Here is a 17,640-nt window from a genome sequence, read left to right as displayed (position 1 = left end):
TGAATCCTCGCTCATACCTTTGGGGCGGGTGCAACCGGGGTCGGGTTCCCGGCGAGCGTGACTGTTCGGCCACCGTCCGTGATGACCTCTTCTCATGGTCCGGCGGGGGTCCCCGGACCGTGTCGGGGCGCAGCCTAACCCGGATGCGCAACGCAGTCGGCGTTCGACACACTCCGGCGGCCCTGGGCCGCGCCGGTGCGGCGGGTTTCCGGGGCGATCGGATCCGTAGGCTGGTGGGGTGTCAGACCTGGCTCGGAACAAGCGCAAGAGTGCCGCGACCCGTTCGGGCGATGAAACCCGGCTGGGGCTGGTCCGGCGGGCTCGCCGGATGCTGCGGTCGCTGACCGAGGCGTACCCGGATGCGCACTGCGAGCTGGACTTCGAGACTCCGCTGGAGCTCGCGGTCGCCACGATCCTGTCCGCCCAGTGCACCGACAAGCGGGTCAACGAGGTCACCCCGGCCCTGTTCAAGAAGTACCCGACGGCCGCCGACTACGCCTCGGCGGACCGCACCGAGCTGGAGGAGATGATCCGCTCCACCGGGTTCTACCGGAACAAGGCGGCGTCGCTGATGGGCTTGGGCGCGGCCCTGGTGGAGAAGTACGACGGCGAGGTGCCGGGGAAGCTGGCGCAGCTGGTCAAGCTGCCCGGCATCGGCCGTAAGACGGCCAACGTCATCCTCGGCAACGCTTTCGACGTCCCGGGCATCACCGTGGACACCCACTTCGGACGCCTGGTCCGGCGCTGGGGCTGGACCGAGGAGGAGGACCCGGTCAAGGTCGAGCACGCGATCGGCGAGCTCGTCCCGCGCAAGGAGTGGACGATGCTCTCGCACCGGGTGATCTTCCACGGCCGCCGCGTCTGCCACGCCCGCAAACCCGCCTGCGGTGCCTGCCTGCTGGCCAAGGACTGCCCGTCCTACGGGGTGGGCCCGATCGAGCCCGCGCAGGCGGCGAAGCTGGTGCGCGGCCCGGAGACGCCGCGGCTGCTGGCGCTTGCCGGGGTCGTCGACGAGGTCCCGGAGCGCACCATCGAGCAGGCTGCGGCCAAGGAGCCGGTCGCGTGAACCTGCGCGCCTACCGAAATGAGATCCGCTGGACCATCGTGGTGGTCGTGCTCGCGGTGCTGGGCGTGATCGCGCTCTGGCCGCGTGGCGCGGACCAGCAGCAACAGCAGTCCGCTGCACCGGCTCCGGCGCCAGCGGCCCGCGCCGTCGACCCGGCGCAGCGGGCCGCGGCGGCGCTGCAACCCTGCCCAGCTGCTAGCGGCGCTCCAGGTGACCTGGCGGGGGTGACCGGCAGCTGCCTGGCCGACGGGCAGCCCGCTGACGTGGGTGCCGCCGTCGCCGGTGGCCCCACCCTGATCAACCTCTGGGCGACCTGGTGCGCGCCGTGCCGCACCGAGCTGCCCGCGCTGCAGGCCTACGCGGACCAGCCGGGCGCGGTCAGGGTTCTGGGTGTCCAGGTCCAGAGCGATCCGGCGGACGGTCTTGACCTTCTTACCCAGTTGGGCGTTCACTTCCCCAACGTGCATGACGGAGACAGCCGCGTCCGGGCCTCGCTGAAGGCGCCGAACGTGTTGCCGATGAGCTACGTGGTGACCGCCTCCGGCGAGGTTCGCCGCATCGATCCGCCGGTCGTGTTCAAGTCACCGGACGACGTCCGGGCCGCCGTCGAGCGAACCCTGGGGAGCGACCGGTGAACCAGCGACGAACGGGCCCGCTGGTCGACCCGGTGGAGCTACCCGGCTGGTTGCAGGGCCTGGTCAAGCGCTCCGCCGACCTGGACCCGGGGCACTGCGGCTGGCCGCGCGAGAGTCCGCCGGCCGACGCCCGCCCGGCCGCGGTGCTGGTGCTCTTCGGCGAGGGTCCGAACGGTCCGGACGTGCTGCTGCTGCGCCGCGCCGACGGCCTGAGCTCGCACCCCGGCCAGGTTGCCTTCCCCGGTGGCTCGCTCGACGATGTCGATCGGGGGCCGGTCGACGCCGCGCTGCGGGAAGCCGTCGAGGAGGTGGGGTTGCGGCCGGAGGGCGTCCGCCCGGTGGCGACGCTGCCGGAACTGCACGTGGCGCACAGCGGATTCCGGGTGACCCCCGTGCTCGCGCACTGGGTCGAACCATCCCCGGTCGCGCCGGTGGACCCCGGTGAGACGGCGGCGGTGGCCCGGGTGCCGATCTCCTGGCTGACCGATCCGGCGAACCGGCTGCGGGTGGAGCTGGCCGGGCGGCATTCGAGTCCGGCGTTCCTGGTGCCCGGGATGCTGGTGTGGGGTTTCACCGGTGGCCTGCTGTCCGGGGTGCTGGACCTGGCCGGCTGGTCGCGCCGCTGGAACCGCGCCGACGTGCGGGAACTCGACCAGGCCTGGCGGGCCGCCGAGGAGGCGGAGGACATCGGTTTCGGACGTTCTTGAGCGGTTTGAGAGCCTGTTCTCGGAACTCGGCTGATCGTCGCGGCGGTGCGAGCCGCGCGCGTCGCGCCGAGGCTGCGCCCCTTCGAGGACGGGTTCTGAGAACGTGGTGCGGGCCGATCGTCGCGGCGAGGATGAGGTGAGCGGGTGAACTGGGTCGACCTGCTGGTGGTGCTGCTGGCACTGCTCGCCGCGCTTTCGGGGGCTCGCAGCGGCCTGGTCACCGCCCTGTTCTCGTTTCTGGGCGTGTTCGTCGGTGCGGTCGTGGGCCTGAAGGTGGCGCCGCTGCTGCTGGACCGCTTGGACAGCCCGGTCGCCCGCCTCGCCTTCGGCGTCGGGATCGTCGTGCTGCTGGTGGCCTTCGGCGAGACCTTCGGTATGTGGGCCGGCCGGGAACTGCGGGACCGGATCACCTCCCCGAAGCTGACCGGTGTGGACAACGCGCTGGGCGCGGTCCTGCAGTTCGTCGCGGTCCTCGTGGTGGCGTGGCTGATCGCGTTGCCGTTCACGTCGGCGTCCGCGCTGCCCGGCCTCGCGGCCGCCATAAGCCGGTCGAAGGTGCTGACCGCCGTCAACTCGGTGATGCCCGAATCGGCCAAGGCGCTGCCGGACGACCTGCGTGAAATGCTTGGGGTGTCCGGATTCCCGCAGGCGCTGGAACCGTTCTCGCAGACCCCGGTCGCGGAGATCGCGCCGCCGGACGCGGCGCTGGCCAACAGCCCGGCGGTGCGCAACGCGCGGACCAGCGTGGTGAAGGTCCGGGGCCGCGCCACGTCCTGCGCGCGGGCGTTGGAGGGCACCGGGTTCGTGATCTCGCCGCACCGGGTGATGACGAACGCGCACGTGGTCGCGGGCACGGACCGGGTGGCGATCGAGATCGGCCGCGGCGAGTTCGACGCGGAGGTCGTGCTCTACAAACCCGACGAGGACGTCGCGATCCTGGCGGTGCCGGACCTGGACGCGGACGCGATGACCTTCGCGCCCGGTCCCGCCAGCCCGGGCAACGACGTGATCGCGCTGGGCTATCCGCTGGACGGGCCCTACACTGCGTCGGCGGGCCGCATCCGGGAGCGGATCAGGCTGCGCGGGCCGGACATCTACGACGCGAACACCGTGGTCCGGGACGTCTACACGGTGCGCGGCAAGGTGCAGAGCGGGAACTCCGGCGGGCCGTTGATCGACCCGAGCGGCAAGGTCGTGGGCGTGGTCTTCGGCGCTGCGGTGGATGACCCGGAGACGGGCTTCGCCCTCACCGCGGAACAGGTCGCCGACGAGGTGGCTGCCGCACCCCGGCTGTCCACCGAGGTCGCCACGGGCCCCTGCACCCACTGATTTGCGTGCGTGGGCTGCGGTGCTGATCGCGCCGCTGGAGGACCGCCGTCAGGACGCTGCCGGGGTTTCCTCGGCGGCGTGGTGGCGCTTGGTGATCTGCTTGGTGTCCTTGAGCGTTTCGATGGTGCGCTTCGGTGCCCGGATCTTGCGCACCCGCATGTAGCCGAGCAGCGCCAGCAGGCCCGCCACCAGCAGCATCACCAGGAACACGATGCCGAAGGCCGCCCACCGCCACAGGCCGAGCTGGGCCAGCCCCTCGGCCAGCGTGAAGAACAGGAAGAACAGGCTGAAGCCGAGCACGGTCAGCGCGAGGACGAAGTAGACGCTGCCCTTGACGGCCTTCTTCATCTCGCCGGCGAGCTCGGTCTTGGCCAGCTCCACCTCGGACCTGACCAATGTGGACAGGTGAGTCGTAGCATCGCGGACCAACGCGCCGATGGACTGCCCGTCGGGAGCAGTGCCCTCTTCGGACAGCGGGATGGACGTGACCGCAGTCCACCCCGCACCGTCACGGCTGCCGTTGGTGCTCTTCTGGGCGCTGTTCACGTGCCCCATCGTGCCACGCGCGATCAACGGGCGACCGGGCGACTCGCGGTGCGTTACCCGTGAGTGACCCGCATCGGCAGGTGTTCCGCAGGTTCAATTGAACCTCGTGACGGGGCCCTGAGGCGCAGTTTCAGTTGAAACTGCGTTCTCCAGAGGTCAGGCCGCGGTTCAGGCGACGTCGGTGCCGTCGCCGTTCTTGAGCTTGCGGCCGCGCCGCAGCAGGACCGCAGCGGCGAGCAGCGACGCGATGGCGGACGCGATCAGCACCGCGGCCTTGGCGCGTTCCGCCGCCGCACCGGCCAGCGACAGGTCGGCGATCAGCAGGCTGACCGTGAAGCCGACGCCGCCGAGCATCGCCAGCGCCGCCATGTCGCGCCACTGCACCGAGTCCGGTTTCGCGCCGATGCCCAGCTTCACCGCGAGGAAGGAGCTGCCGAAGATGCCGATCAGCTTGCCCACCACCAGCCCGATGATGATCGCGATGGCCACCCGGTCCGCGCCGATCGCGGCCAACGCCTCGCCATTCACCGGAACCCCGGCGGCGAAGAACGCGAAGACCGGCACGATGAGCCCGGCCGACCAGGGCTGAAGCCGGTGTTCCAGGCGCATCGCCGGCGACGCCGGCTCGTGCGGGTCGCGCTTCACACGCGTGAGCAGCCCGAGCGCCACGCCGGCGATCGTCGCGTGGATGCCGCTGGTGTGCACCGCGATCCAGGTGGCCACGGCCAGCGGCACGTACAGCCACGGCGTGGTGATCCGCTTGCGCTGCAGGTACCAGTAGGCGACGCAGAGCACGACCGCAGCGAGCAGCGCGAGCACGCTGAGCCCGTCGGTGAACAGCACCGCGATCACCACGATCGCGCCCAGGTCGTCGACCACCGCGAGGCTGAGCAGGAAGACTCGCGCCGCGGTGGGCATCCAGGAGCCGGTCAGCGACAGCACACCCAGCGCGAAGGCGATGTCGGTGGCGACCGGGATCGCCCACGCGGCATGCGCGCCGGGCGTGCCGTGGCTGATCGAGAAGGCGAGCACGGCGGGCACGATCATGCCGCCGATCGCGGCGATCACCGGCAGCAGCGCGCTCTTGATGTTGGACAGCTCGCCGACCACGAGTTCGCGCTTGAGCTCCAGCCCCGCGACGAAGAAGAAGATCGCGAGCAGCCCGTCCTTTGCCCAGTCGCCGATGGACAGGTCGAGGTGCAGGGCCGCCGGCCCGATTTCGAAGTCGCGGATCGCGTGGTAAAGCGCTGCCGCGGGGGAGTTCGCCAGCAGCAGCGCGACAGCGGTGGCGGCCAGCAGGACCACGCCGCCGACGGTTTCGGTCCGCAAGTAGGAGCCGAAGTCGAACGTTCGCGCAGATCGCGCGGCCTTGGCGGGCCGGGACTTGTTGCGGGCGGCTTTCGACACTGGCGGCTCCGATCGCGGGTAGCACGAGCTACAACGCCGACCAGTCTTCCCGGCACACCTTTCCCCGTATTTTAACATCCACGATCCGCCTGATTGCCTTCGCAAGCACGGCAGGAGCGGTGTTCGTGCAGGTAAAGACGTATTTCTCGGGCGGTTCGGCCGGAAAGCTCACGACCCGTTGACATGGAGGAAGCGCCGGGGACGCCCTCCGAAGAGGACGTCCCCGGCGCTTCACCAGTGCGGTCAGTCGTCGCTGGACTTCTTCAGGCCCCTGGAGATGAGGTCCATGACCGAGGAGTCGGCGAGCGTCGTGACGTCGCCGACCTCGCGGTTCTCCGCGACGTCGCGCAGCAGGCGCCGCATGATCTTGCCGGAGCGGGTCTTGGGCAGCTCGGGCACGACCATGATCTGGCGGGGCTTGGCGATCGGGCCGATCTCGTGGGAGACGTGCTCGCGCAGCTCCTTGAGCGCGACCTCGCCGCTGGCGGTGTCGTCGATGCCGCCGCGCAGAATCACGAACGCCACGATGCCCTGGCCGGTGGTGGGGTCGGAGGCCCCGACCACGGCCGCCTCGGCGACGTTGGGGTGCGACACCAGGGCGGACTCGACCTCCGTCGTGGAGATGCGGTGCCCGGAGACGTTCATGACGTCGTCGACCCGGCCCAGCAGCCAGATGTCGCCGTCGGCGTCGTACTTGGCACCGTCGCCGGCGAAGTAGAAGCCGAGGTCGGCGAACTTCGACCAGTAGGTCTCCCGGTAGCGGTCGTCGTCGCCCCAGATGCCGCGCAGCATCGACGGCCACGGCCCGTCCAGCACCAGGAGCCCGCCGCCGCCGTTGCCGACCTCCGCCCCGGTCTCGTCGACGACCTTCGCCGAGATCCCCGGCAGCGGCCGCTGCGCCGAGCCGGGCTTGGCGACGGTGACCCCGGGCAGCGGGGAGATCATGATCGCTCCGGTCTCGGTCTGCCACCAGGTGTCCACGACCGGCGTGCGGTCGCCGCCGATGTTCTTGCGGTACCAGATCCAGGCCTCGGGGTTGATCGGCTCGCCGACCGAGCCCAGCAGGCGCAGGGAGGACAGGTCGTACTTCGCGGGGATCTCCACGCCCCACTTCATGAACGTGCGGATCGTCGTAGGGGCGGTGTAGTAGATCGTCACCCCGTACTTCTGCACGACCTCCCAGTGCCGGCCCTCGTGCGGCGCGTTGGGGGTGCCCTCGTAGATGACCTGGGTCGCCCCGTTGGCCAGCGGCCCGTACACGATGTAGGTGTGGCCGGTGACCCAGCCGATGTCCGCGGTGCACCAGTACACGTCCGACTCCGGCTTGAGGTCGAAGACGGTCTGGTGCGTGTAGGCGGCCTGGGTGAGGTAGCCACCGGAGGTGTGCAGGATGCCCTTGGGCCTGCCGGTGGTGCCCGAGGTGTAGAGGATGAACAGCGGCTGCTCGGCGTCGAAGGCCTCCGGGGCGTGGGTCTCCGGCTGGCCCTCCAGGACGTCATCCCACCACTTGTCGCGGGCGTCGTCCCAGGCGACCTCACCGCCGGTGCGCTTGACCACCACCACGTGCTCGACGCTCGGGGTCTCCGCGACGGCCTCGTCCACGTTGGCCTTCAGCGGCATCGCCTTGCCGCGCCGGTACTGGCCGTCGGAGGTGATCACCACCTTCGCCTCGGCGTCGTTGATGCGGATGCGCAGCGCCTCCGAGGAGAACCCGCCGAAGACGACGCTGTGCATCGCGCCCAGCCGGGCGCACGCAAGCATCGAGAACACCGCTTCGGGCAGCATCGGCAGGTAGATCGCGACCCGGTCGCCGGCGCCGACGCCCAGCGCGGCCAGGGCGTTGGCGGTGCGGGAGACCTCCCGCTGCAGCTCCGCGTACGTGATCGCGCGCGAATCCCCGGGCTCGCCTTCCCAGTGGATCGCGACGCGGTCACCGCTGCCGGCCTCGACGTGCCGGTCCACGCAGTTGTAGGCCACGTTCAGCTTGCCGCCGACGAACCACTTCGCGAACGGGGCATTCGACCAGTCCAGGACCTGGTTCCACTTGGTGTCCCAGTGCAGCCGCTCGGCCTGCTTGACCCAGAACGCCTCCCGGTCCGCCGAAGCTTCCTCGTACAGCGCCGACGTGGCGTTTGCCTGCGCCGCGAATTCCTGGGACGGCGGGAATGTCCTGCTTTCGATGAGCAGGTTGTCGAGCGTGTTGCTCTGCCCGTCGGGCTGGTTCATTGCCGAGAACCTCCCTGGATATGGGATGCCAGTGCCAGTGGAACCGTAATGCGATCAGGCTCACTGCAACAGGGGGTTCGTCCGAATGGTTCAGACCAATCACGCGATACGGTCCGAAATCGCCGTATTGCGGAGGCCGACAGCGCCGTCACTGTGTCACATGTCGCAACCCGGGTCGGCGGCGGGGGCTGACGTGCCGGTAGCGTCGTCGGGCGTGACCGAGAAGCCATCGCTGGCGCCGCTGCTGGAGCTGGACGGCGTCGCCGACGCCGTGACCGCCGCCCGCGCGGCGATCGATGAGGTGCACCGGCACCCGGCCAACCGGCGCGGCTGGCCCGCCACCGCGGCCGAGGCGTCCGTCCGGGCCGCCCGCGCGTCGGCGGCCATCGCGGGCGGCGCGGCCGAGATCCCGGAATCCGGCGAGGTCACTGACCCGCTGCTGGCCGGTTCGCTGCGGATCGCCGAGGCGATGGGCACGCTGCTGCCCACCTGGCAGCGCGCGCCGCGGCAGGCGCTGGCCCGGATGCACGTGCTCGCGGCGGCCGACCTGATCGACGACCCGGACCGGCTCGGCCGTCCGCAGGCCGACCCGTTGATCGCCGAGCGGCTCGACCTGCTCGCCGAGATCATCACCGACCGCGAAGCCCAGGGGCCGGGCCCGGTGCTGGCGGCGGTCGTGCACGGCGAACTCCTCGCGCTGCAGCCGTTCGGCACCGCCGACGGGGTGATCGCGCGGGCCGCGGCGCGGCTGAGCGTGATCGGCAGCGGGCTCGACCCGAAGGGCCTGGTGGTTCCCGAGGTCGCGTACTTCCGGCGGCAGGAGGAGTACGCCGAGCGGGCCCTCGGCTTCGCCACCGGCGAGATCGACGAGGTCGCGGCCTGGATCGTGTACTGCTGCGAGGCGTTGGAGGCCGGGGCGCGCGAGGCGAAGTCGATCGCCGACGCCGTCCAGGAGGGCTGAGCGGACCGGGAACCTGGTTTTGCCCGGTCGTGGCCCGTGAGTGTTTTCGGGTGCTATAGCCCCGGAAAGCGCTCACGGACCCCGACCGCAAGCGAGCGGGGGCGCGAGGGCCCCGGACCCGGGAGGGAAGGGGTTGGGCGTGGCGAAGAAGATCTTGATCGACTGCGATCCGGGCATCGACGACGCGCTGGCGCTGGCGCTGGCGCACGGCAGTCCGGAGCTGGACATCGTCGGCGTGACCACCGTCGGCGGCAACGTCGAGTTGGAGCACACCACCGACAACGCCCTGCGGCTGCGTGACTTCTACGGCATGGACGTGCCGGTCGCGCGCGGTGCCGGTCAGCCGCTGGTGCGCGAGCCGAAGACCGCCGGGGATGTGCACGGCAAGACCGGTCTCGGCGGCGTGGTGCTGCCCGAGCCGAAGTCGAAGCTGAGCGACCAGCACGCCGTCGACTTCATCATCGACACCTTGGCCGCCGCGCCCGGCGAGATCAGCCTGACGGCGGTCGGGCCGCTCACCAACATCGCGCTCGCGCTGCGCAAGGAGCCGCGGATCGCCGAGTGGGTTGGGGAATTCGTCATTATGGGCGGCTCCTACACCCGCGGCAACACGAACCCGGCCGCCGAGTTCAACATCCTCGCTGATCCCGAGGGCGCGGCCGTCGCGTTCAACGCGCCCTGGCGGACGGTCATGATCGGGCTGGACCTGACCTACCAGGCCCGGGCGAACGCCGCGGTGCGCGCGCGGTTCGCCGACCTCGGTCGGCTGGAGTCGGAGCTGATCACGCCGTCCCTGGACTTCTACGGCAGCCACGTCAGCTACCGCGACGAGGGCCCGGCCATCCACGACGCCTGCGCGATCGCGTACGTGATCGACCCGGGGCTGTTCCAGACGGTGTCGGCCCGCGTCGACGTCGAAACGCAGGGCCGCTTCACCTCCGGCATGACGGTCACGGACTTCGGGGCCCCGTCCGACGTCCACAACGCCGACGTCGCCACGACCCTCGACGCCGAAGCCTTCTGGACCCTGGTCGCCGACGCCTACCGCAACGTCGCCGCCAACCTCCCGGACTGATCCGCGGGCAGGGCGCCGGCCCGGGGCGGCGCCCCGGCCCTGGTGATCGCAGTGGCCGAATCGGCCGGCGACCGGCGGATGGTCGAGGTGTCGCGGTGAACGAGGTGAATCGCGACGTTTTCCGGGAGTTCCGGGCGAACCGCGGCGAGGCCGGCGGAGCGTTCGAGGGAATGCCGCCGCTGCTGCTCAGCACCACCGGGGCGCGGCGGGAACGGGGCTCCCGGTCAGCCCTCGACGGCTCGGAGCGCGTCGCGGACGTGGCCGTCGGAGACCGCCAGCGCCGCCGCCGCTCGCTCGATGTCGACGCCGGTGAGCAGGTGCACCAGCGCGGTCTTGAGGTCGCCGTCCGCCGCCGTGAGCGCTGCCGCGCACACCTCTTCGGAAGCCCCGGTCGCTTCCTGCAGGATGCTGATCGTGCGGCCGCGCAGCTTCGCGTTGGTGGCGAGCATGCTGACCATCAGGTTCGAGTAGGTCCGGCCCATCCGGATCATCACCGCGGTGGAGAACGATGTGAGCACCAGCTTCTGAGCGGTGCCCGCCTTCATCCGCGTCGACCCGCTGATCGGTTCCGGCCCGGTGTCCACCGCGATCACCACGTCGGCGGGCACTTTCCCGACGTTCGGGTTCGACGTCACCAGCGCGGTCCGCGCCCCGAGCTCCTGCGCGGCCTCCAACGCGCCGAGCACGTACGGCGTCCGCCCGGACGCCGCGAGCCCCACGACGCAGTCGAGCCCGCTCGCGCCCTCGCGGATTGCCGCGGCACCGGATTCGACGTCGTCCTCGGCGTTCTCCACGGCGTGCCGGAAGGCCTCGGGGCCGCCGGCCTGGTGCGCGATGACCCAGTTCGGCGGCACGTTGAAGGTCGGGATCAGTTCGGCGGCGTCCAGCACCGCGAGCCGCCCGGAGGTACCCGCGCCGACGTAGTGCACCCGCCCGCCCGCGCGCAGCGCCGCGACGGCCATGTCCACCGCGCGGGCCAGCTCGGGCAGCACCCGGCCGACCGCAACCGGCACCGTCCGGTCCTCGCCGTTGAGGACGTGCAGGACGTCCAGGGTCGGCAGCAGGTCGATGTCCCTGGTCCTGGGGTTGTTTCGTTCGGTGGGAGCGTCGACGCGGACCGCGCGGTCCCGGCTCATCACGCCTCCTGCGGCAGTTGCGGGAACACCCGGTCGGGGTGCGGGTGGGGGTCGCGCATCACGTCTCCTTCTGCCGCCGGCGGTCCGGCCGGCTGCCGAGGCGGTGGCCGCCCACTGCTTCGTAGGTGGCTTCCAGCGCTGCCTTCGCCTGGTCCAGGTGGCGTTGCGCGACGCCGATGAACAGGCAGTCGATCACGGTCAGCTGCCCGATGCGGCTGGCCATGGCGCCGGAGCGGTAGGTGGTCTCGCGGACCGCGGTGGTCAGCACGTGGTCGGCGACCTCGGTGATGGGCGAGCGGGCGAAATTGGTCAGGGCGGCGGTGGTGGCTCCGCGCCGCCGCGCCTCGCGGAGCGCCTCGACCGTCTCGGTGGTGGCGCCGGTGTGCGAGATGCCGATGGCGACATCGCCTTCCCGCAGCACTGCCGCCGAGGTCAGCGCGTTGTGCGTGTCGGCCCAGGCGAAGCAGGTCAGGCCGATGCGGTGCAGCTTCTGCTGCAGGTCGAGCGCGACGAAGGCGCTGGCGCCGACGCCGTAGACGTCGATGCGGCGGGCCGTGGCGACGTCGTCGACGAGCCGCCCCAGGATCGCGGCGTCCAGCTGATCCGCGGTCTCCTCGACCGCCTTGGCGTCGGCGTAACCGACCTTCTCGATGATCTGCCCGAGGTCGTCTTCCGGGGCGATGTCGCTGCCCAGCTCGCGGTCCCGGGTGGAGGTGCGCGCCGTGTCGGCGGCGAGCGCGATGCGCAGGTCCGGGTAGCCGCCGACGCCGATCGCCTTGCAGAACCGGGTGACAGTGGTTTCGCTGGTGCCCGCGGCCTCGGCGACCTCGGTGATGCTGCGCCGGGCGATCGAAGCCGGGTCGGCGAGCACGATGTTGGCCACGCGCTGTTCGGCTCGGGCGAGGCCGGGCAGCAGGGAGCGAATCTTGACGAGCGGGCTTGACTCGCCCGATTCGCGGAACGTGTCGTCAGTGGCCATGTGGGAAACTTACTAACCGCTGCTTGCGCAGGTCAATGGGCGTCTTCTGGGTTTCCGCTCGGAGGACGCGGCAAACTCATACCCAGGTTGCATCCGAACCCAACTACTCCGAAAGGGGTAATTGCAGGTCCGCGCGGTGACGATGCGATTCACACCCGGTGTCATACACCCCGAAACACCTGCCGTCCCTGATCGAAACATTTCTGCCCAACACGGCCGTCCGCACGCGAGTTCGGGAGGAGGCAGCGGATCGTCGTCGAGGCAACGCGGAGCGATCCGCAGAAGGGCCCCGGGAGACGCTGGAGGACTACACCCTCCGGTTCGCCCCGCGCAGCTATCACCGGTGGAGCCCGGAGTGGTGGCGACGACGGCGCTGGGCGGCATCGCCTACCTGATCACGACGCTGATCGTGGTGCCGCTGGTCATCTACGGCATGGAAGGCGCTGAGCAAGCTCCAGGTGTGGACGACGCCGCTGTGGCTGCTGCTGATGGTCGGGTGGTGTCGTTCCTGGCCTCGGCGATCCAGCCGTTCTCGCCGATGGCGGCGGTGGTCGTAGCGGCGGTGCTGACGCCGCTGATAGCGGTCGTCACGCGGGGCCGCTACTACCTGCGGCGCCACCGACCGCACCGGCACCCACGTCCCCCCGCGACGTGCACGAGGTGAAGGACACCTTCTGCCGAGTGGCTTGGCTGCCGAGTGGCTTGGCGGGAGGTGCCCTTCGCGCATCGCCGGATCGCGGCGGTCACTGCTTCGTCGAGTGCTCCGGTTCGACGTAGACCACCACGCGTTCCTCGCCGGGCTGGGGCCACGGGTACTCGTTCTCGTCGAGGTACTTCTTCGCCATCTTGTTGATGAACGCGTTGCCCGGGTCGTCCTCGATCTTGGTCACCTTGCCGCGCACCTCCACGTACCGGTAGGGCTCGTCCGGGTCGTGCACGGAGACGGAGATGCGCGGCTCCCGCTTGAGGTTCCGGTACTTCTGCCGCGTCTTGGTCTGGCTGAACTTCAGGTACTGGCCGTCCCAGTCGATCCACACCGGGCTCGACTGGGGTTCGCCGTGCGGCCCGATGGTGGCCACGTGGCCGAAGGCGCGCTTGTTCAGAATGTCCTCGCGGTCCTGCGGAATCGCCGACACTTCGACTCCCTCCAACGGTTGCGGCTGGCGGTCCGACACTGCCCGCCCGCGACCCGCCACGCGACTCGAACGGTTCCCGAACGGAGCAGCCGGTCGGGATCAGCGGTCGGCGAGGGCCCGCTGGAGCAGGCCGTGCAGGGCTTGCTGTTCCGCTTGGGTGAGTCCGGCCAGCGGAGTGTTCACCGAGAAGCGCTCGATGATCTGCGCGCGCTGCCGTTCGCCTTCGGCGGTCAGGGCGAGTTGTTTGGCGCGGCGGTCGCGCGGGTGCGGCTGCCGGGTGACCAGGCCGTTCTTCTCCAGCCGGTCCACCACGAAGGTCACGTTCGATGTCGCGCAGTGCATCCGGTCGGCGAGTTCGCGCATGGTCAGCGGTTCGCTCAGCTCGCGCAGCGCGATCGCCTGGGGCGCGGTGAGGTTGGTGTCGGCGACGCAGCCGCGCACGTGTTCGTCAATGTTGTGCGCGAGCTCGCTGATCAGGCTGCAGAGTTCGCGCGCGGCCATCGGCTCGTCCATGCGGCGAGTCTAGCAAGTTAGAAATGTTGCAACTTTAATAATTCAAGTTGTAAGTTAATGGTCATGAACGATGCACAGCGCTGGAACTCGGTGGCCGGAATTCGCTCGATCGACCTCGGTGACCTGCGGGCCAGCTACGTCCCGGACGGCGTCGTGGCGCTCAAGCCGCGCGGCTGGTTCCCGGAGACGACCGACGACGACTGGCGCGAACACGCGCAGCACCTCGACGAGGCCGGGCAGCTGGTGGCCAGCATCGGCGGTCTGCTGGTCGAGCGCGGTTCGCGGGCGATGCTGATCGACGCGGGCTACGGCCCGTCGGGCTCCCCGGACGATCCGGAGAACGCGGCTATCGGCGCCATCCACGGCCGCGACCTGCCGGAAAACCTCGCGAAGCTGAGCCGCAGGCCCGACGAGATCGAAGCCATCGCGATCACCCACCTGCACACCGACCACATCGGGTGGGCGCTCCAGGACGACTTCCAGGCGGCGCGAGTGCTGCTGTCGGAGCGCGAGTGGGAGCAGCGCGACCAGCACGCCGCGGACGTCACGGACGAGATGCTGCACCGGCTGGAGAAGCGGGTGGAGACCGTCCGCGATGGACAAGAGATCTTCCCGGGCGTGCGGGTGCGGCACTCGTTCGGCCACACGCCGGGCCACGCCTCGTACACGATCTCCTCGGGAGGTCAGCGCCTGATCGTCATCGGCGACGCGCTGCACAGCGCGGCGCAGGTCGACAACCCGACCTGGCCGGTGCGGGCGGACGTCGACCGAGACGAGGCGTTCAGGTCCCGCCTCGACCTGCTGCGCGAGCTCGGCGAGCCGAACACGATCGGCTTCGCCATCCACTTCGCCGACGTCCAGTTCGGCCGCGTGTCAACGGAACCCGCCGGCACCACCTGGACCCCGCTCCCATGATCGGGTTCCACCGCGATTTCAATGGAAATCGGACCTTCGATTTCCATTGGGCTTTTTTCATCCTGATCTTGGCTGGTCAGAGGGTGTGGTCGTGGGTGGCGTGGTGTGGGCGGGCTGGCCAGGGCCATGATCATTTATCAAGATCATCTGACGGTGGCCGTGGTCGCGGAGAAGATGTGACGATGATCATGGCCGGTTGGCTGCAACGAGAGTGCCCCCGGCGGGGTTGGGGAGTGTGTGAAAACCCAATCCAGCCCCGCCGAGGGCACCGAACCCATTGTGTACCAAGCCCAACTTCCCGTGTCGAGGGCCACGATCGACTACCTCGCCTCGCTGATCACCACGCACTGCAGGAAAATCCGCTCTCGCTGGCGCAAGGTGACCCCTGGTACGCAGGCGATCATCGTGCTCGCGGTGCTGCGTCACGACCAGCGGCTGCTGGACATGGCCGGCGGCAACAGGGTGTCGGCCTCGACGATCCGCCGCTGGGTGCTGGAGGTCATCGACCTGCTGGCCGCCCGTGCCCCGCGCCTGGACCGCGTCCTGAGCAAAGTGGCCCGCGGCGGGGGTGAGGTCGTGCTGCTGGATGGCACCCTGGTGCGCACCCAGCGCCGCACCGGCAAGAACAACCGGCGCAACTACAGCGGCAAACACAAAGCCCACGGCCTGCTGTTTCTCGCCCTCACCGACCACAAAGGCAACCTGTTGTGGTTCTCTGCGGCCAAACCAGGGCGGGCCTCGGAAGTCACCACCGCCCGCCACAACAACATCACCACCGCACTCCGGGACGCCGAACTCGGCGCGATGTGCGACCTCGGATTCACCGGACTGGAAGACGACCCCGACGAACCCGTGATCATCATCGGCCGCCGCGCCGCCCGCGCCCACCCGCTCACCGACGCCCAGAAACAAGCCAACCAACTCGTTGCCCGCGAACGCGCCACCTGCGAACACGGCTTCGCCGACCTCAAAAACTGGCGCATCCTCACCCGCCTACGCATGCACGCAGCCAACGCCACCCGCCTACTACGGGCCCTGCTGGTGCTGACCAACCTCGAAATCACCCGCTGACAAACGATCATCAAAAATGATCATCGCCCCTGACCAGCCCACACACACCCCACCCCACCCCGTCAACCCCCCACCACCAGCACAAACAGGATGAAAAAACCCCAATGAGATCGCGGACCTCCGGCGCGTCGGGTGCACGACACGCCGGAGGCTGTGGACAACTTCCGCGATTTCCATTGAAATTGCGGACTTCCGCGTCAGCGGTCGGTGGAAAGCCAGCCGTCGGGGTGGAGGCGGTTCGCTTCGAGCTCGCCGTCCAACAAGGTCGCGTCGCGGTCGGCCACGAGGATGCCGTCCACGTTCACGCCCCGGCCGGAGTACTTGCCGTCGGGGGCGTAGCGCCACCGCAGGCGCACCTGCTGGCCGGCGTCCGCGTCGACCGTGCCGCGCACCTTCCACCAGCTCCGGTGTCCCGCCCCGGCCAACGAGCTCTGCGGCCCGTCGGGAGCACCAGGGCCGGACGCGCGGACGGGCACCGGCTGCCACCCAGCACCGTCCACACTGGCCTCCACGAGCAGCGGGTCCGTCCCGTCGCTGTCCTGCTGGGTGTCCACGAACGCGAAGAACGACACCTGCGTCGGGCCGCTGACCGGTCCCAGCGCGTCAGTCGTCAACGTCCCACCGCGCTCGGAGAACCACGATTCCGAACCCAGCGCCGGATCCACGGCGAGCGACCGCGCCATGCCCTGCGCCAGCGCCTGCCGGGCGGGGTTGTTCGACCCCCAGTCCCGCGACGGGTGCACCCGGTTGGTGAGCAGCACCGCCACCGACCGGGACGCCGGGTCGATCACCAGCGACGTGCCGGTGAAGCCGGTGTGGCCCGCGGTGCGCGGCCCGCTGAGCCCGGCCATGTACCAGCGCTGGTCGAGCTCGAAGCCCAAACCGTGGGCGTTGCCAGGGAAAGCGCTGTTGAAATTGGTCAGCATCTTCTCGACGCTGTCCTCGGACAGGATGCGGTTGCCGCCGTAGGTGCCGCCGTTGAGCAGCGCCTGCGCCAGCGTCGCGAGGTCGTCGGCGGTGGAGAACACCCCGGCGTGGCCGGAGACCCCGCCCAGCGACCACGCGTTCTCGTCGTGGACCTGGCCGCGCACCAGGCCGCGCGGCGGCTCAGCCTGGTACTCCGTCGCCGCGATGCGATGCAGCTCCGAGGCTGGCGGGTTGTAGCCGGTGTCGGCCATGCCCAGCGGCCCGGTGATCCGGTCCGTCACCACCTGGTCCAGCGGGGCACCCGCGACGCGCGCGACCAGCAAGCCGAGGGTGATCATGTTCGGGTCGGAGTAGGTGTAGTGGGTGCCGGGCGGGAACTCTGGCGTCAGCTGCATGATCGACGGAATCCGCTGGTCCGCGGGCAGTTTCCAGAGCTTTACCTCGGCCTGCAGCCCGGAGGTGTGGGTGAGCAGCTGCCGGACGGTGATCGACTGCTTGCCGTTGACGCCGAACTCCGGCAGGTACTCGGCGACCGGCGAGTCCAGGTTCACCTCGCCGTCGTCGATCAGCTGCAGCACCGCGATCGAGGTGAACAGCTTGGTGATCGAGGCGATGTCGAAGATCGTGTCGGGCCGCATCGGTTCGCGCTGGTCGGCGGGCAGTTCGGTGCCCTTGCCGTCGGAGTAGCGCAGCTCGTCGCCCGCCGCTTCGCGGCGCACCACGACGCCGTCGTGCGCCAGCAGGCTGACCGCGCCCGCGTACATCGGGTGTTCGAGGTCGGGCGTCTTGTTCGTCCAAGCCGCGATCTGCCGCAGTGCCGCATCGATGGGTCCGGGATCGAGCCCCACTCCTTCGGGGGTGCCGTCCCGCAACACGGTGCCGACGCGGGCGAATCCCTCCTGCGCGCGGTCGAAGTGGCCGTCCGCACGGCCGGGCGCTGCCGTGGCAGACCCCGCCAGCGCGGTGACCGATAGCAGCGCCACCGCCGCCAGAATGGTCTTGCCCATCGCG

The 17,640-nt window shown here is 70.0% G+C and carries 17 protein-coding genes; 9 read left to right on the top strand and 8 right to left on the bottom strand.

Features of this window, described 5'->3' with window-relative positions; all coding sequences use genetic code 11:
* Positions 1–328: 328 nt before the first annotated feature.
* The 4 genes from nth (at position 329) to DL519_RS28555 (ending at position 3,737) form a co-directional block, all read left to right on the top strand.
* Positions 329–1,066 (top strand): endonuclease III, encoded by a 738-nt coding sequence (gene nth / locus DL519_RS28570; protein WP_397545076.1) that lies wholly within the window; start codon positions 329–331, stop codon positions 1,064–1,066.
* A complete protein-coding gene (locus DL519_RS28565) occupies positions 1,063–1,701 on the top strand; it encodes a TlpA family protein disulfide reductase (RefSeq protein ID WP_190819348.1) in 639 nt (212 codons plus the stop codon). The genes nth and DL519_RS28565 overlap by 4 nt, the downstream gene beginning before the upstream one ends.
* On the top strand, positions 1,698–2,408 hold the full coding sequence (locus DL519_RS28560) for an NUDIX hydrolase (RefSeq protein ID WP_190819346.1): 711 nt from the start codon (positions 1,698–1,700) through the stop codon (positions 2,406–2,408). Before DL519_RS28565 ends, DL519_RS28560 begins: the two co-directional genes overlap by 4 nt.
* Before the next feature lie 144 nt (positions 2,409–2,552).
* Positions 2,553–3,737, top strand: a complete 1,185-nt coding sequence (locus DL519_RS28555) for a MarP family serine protease (protein ID WP_168586183.1) — start codon at positions 2,553–2,555, stop codon at positions 3,735–3,737.
* 48 nt (positions 3,738–3,785) lie between these two features.
* Here the strand turns inward: DL519_RS28555 and DL519_RS28550 are convergent, their stop codons facing one another.
* The 3 genes from DL519_RS28550 to acs all read right to left on the bottom strand — a co-directional run bounded on the left by DL519_RS28550 (position 3,786) and on the right by acs (position 7,916).
* A complete protein-coding gene (locus tag DL519_RS28550) occupies positions 3,786–4,292 on the bottom strand; it encodes a phage holin family protein (RefSeq protein WP_190819345.1) in 507 nt (168 codons plus the stop codon).
* A gap of 159 nt (positions 4,293–4,451) precedes the next feature.
* Positions 4,452–5,690, bottom strand: coding sequence for a Na+/H+ antiporter NhaA (gene nhaA / locus DL519_RS28545; RefSeq protein ID WP_190819343.1), 1,239 nt, complete (start codon positions 5,688–5,690; stop codon positions 4,452–4,454).
* Positions 5,691–5,933: 243 nt separating this feature from the next.
* On the bottom strand, positions 5,934–7,916 hold the full coding sequence (gene acs, locus DL519_RS28540; RefSeq protein WP_190819341.1) for an acetate--CoA ligase: 1,983 nt from the start codon (positions 7,914–7,916) through the stop codon (positions 5,934–5,936).
* A gap of 193 nt (positions 7,917–8,109) precedes the next feature.
* On the opposite strand from acs, the gene DL519_RS28535 reads away from it, so the two are divergent.
* On the top strand, positions 8,110–8,877 hold the full coding sequence (locus tag DL519_RS28535; protein WP_397545075.1) for an oxidoreductase: 768 nt from the start codon (positions 8,110–8,112) through the stop codon (positions 8,875–8,877).
* A gap of 139 nt (positions 8,878–9,016) precedes the next feature.
* Complete coding sequence (locus tag DL519_RS28530) at positions 9,017–9,952, top strand: nucleoside hydrolase (RefSeq protein WP_190819329.1); 936 nt, start codon at positions 9,017–9,019, stop codon at positions 9,950–9,952.
* A 224-nt stretch (positions 9,953–10,176) separates the two neighbouring features.
* On the opposite strand, the gene murQ is transcribed toward DL519_RS28530, so the two are convergent.
* Together murQ and DL519_RS28520 are read right to left on the bottom strand one after the other, a co-directional pair.
* A complete protein-coding gene (gene murQ, locus DL519_RS28525; protein WP_397544982.1) occupies positions 10,177–11,088 on the bottom strand; it encodes an N-acetylmuramic acid 6-phosphate etherase in 912 nt (303 codons plus the stop codon).
* Between the two features lie 58 nt (positions 11,089–11,146).
* Complete coding sequence (locus DL519_RS28520; protein ID WP_190819323.1) at positions 11,147–12,067, bottom strand: MurR/RpiR family transcriptional regulator; 921 nt, start codon at positions 12,065–12,067, stop codon at positions 11,147–11,149.
* Positions 12,068–12,422: 355 nt separating this feature from the next.
* On the opposite strand from DL519_RS28520, the gene DL519_RS47390 reads away from it, so the two are divergent.
* Positions 12,423–12,731: a hypothetical protein gene (locus tag DL519_RS47390; RefSeq protein WP_223839650.1), complete on the top strand. Its 309-nt coding sequence runs from the start codon at positions 12,423–12,425 to the stop codon at positions 12,729–12,731.
* Positions 12,732–12,810: 79 nt separating this feature from the next.
* Here the strand turns inward: DL519_RS47390 and DL519_RS28510 are convergent, their stop codons facing one another.
* Entirely contained in the window at positions 12,811–13,203 is a 393-nt protein-coding gene (locus DL519_RS28510; RefSeq protein WP_190819322.1) for a PPOX class F420-dependent oxidoreductase, read from the bottom strand.
* 99 nt (positions 13,204–13,302) lie between these two features.
* On the bottom strand, positions 13,303–13,704 hold the full coding sequence (locus DL519_RS28505) for a MarR family winged helix-turn-helix transcriptional regulator (protein WP_190819321.1): 402 nt from the start codon (positions 13,702–13,704) through the stop codon (positions 13,303–13,305).
* Positions 13,705–13,779: 75 nt separating this feature from the next.
* On the opposite strand from DL519_RS28505, the gene DL519_RS28500 reads away from it, so the two are divergent.
* Both DL519_RS28500 and DL519_RS28495 read left to right on the top strand, forming a co-directional pair.
* On the top strand, positions 13,780–14,631 hold the full coding sequence (locus tag DL519_RS28500; RefSeq protein ID WP_223839648.1) for an MBL fold metallo-hydrolase: 852 nt from the start codon (positions 13,780–13,782) through the stop codon (positions 14,629–14,631).
* 237 nt (positions 14,632–14,868) lie between these two features.
* On the top strand, positions 14,869–15,702 hold the full coding sequence (locus DL519_RS28495) for a transposase family protein (protein WP_190813279.1): 834 nt from the start codon (positions 14,869–14,871) through the stop codon (positions 15,700–15,702).
* A 197-nt stretch (positions 15,703–15,899) separates the two neighbouring features.
* On the opposite strand, the gene DL519_RS28490 is transcribed toward DL519_RS28495, so the two are convergent.
* On the bottom strand, positions 15,900–17,636 hold the full coding sequence (locus DL519_RS28490) for a serine hydrolase domain-containing protein (RefSeq protein WP_190819318.1): 1,737 nt from the start codon (positions 17,634–17,636) through the stop codon (positions 15,900–15,902).
* Positions 17,637–17,640 lie beyond the last annotated feature (4 nt).

The sequence above is a fragment of the Saccharopolyspora pogona genome, assembly GCF_014697215.1.
GTDB classification, from domain to species: domain Bacteria; phylum Actinomycetota; class Actinomycetes; order Mycobacteriales; family Pseudonocardiaceae; genus Saccharopolyspora; species Saccharopolyspora hattusasensis.
Note: the sequence above shows the minus strand (reverse complement) of the source record. Positions and strands in the feature narration are given on the sequence as shown.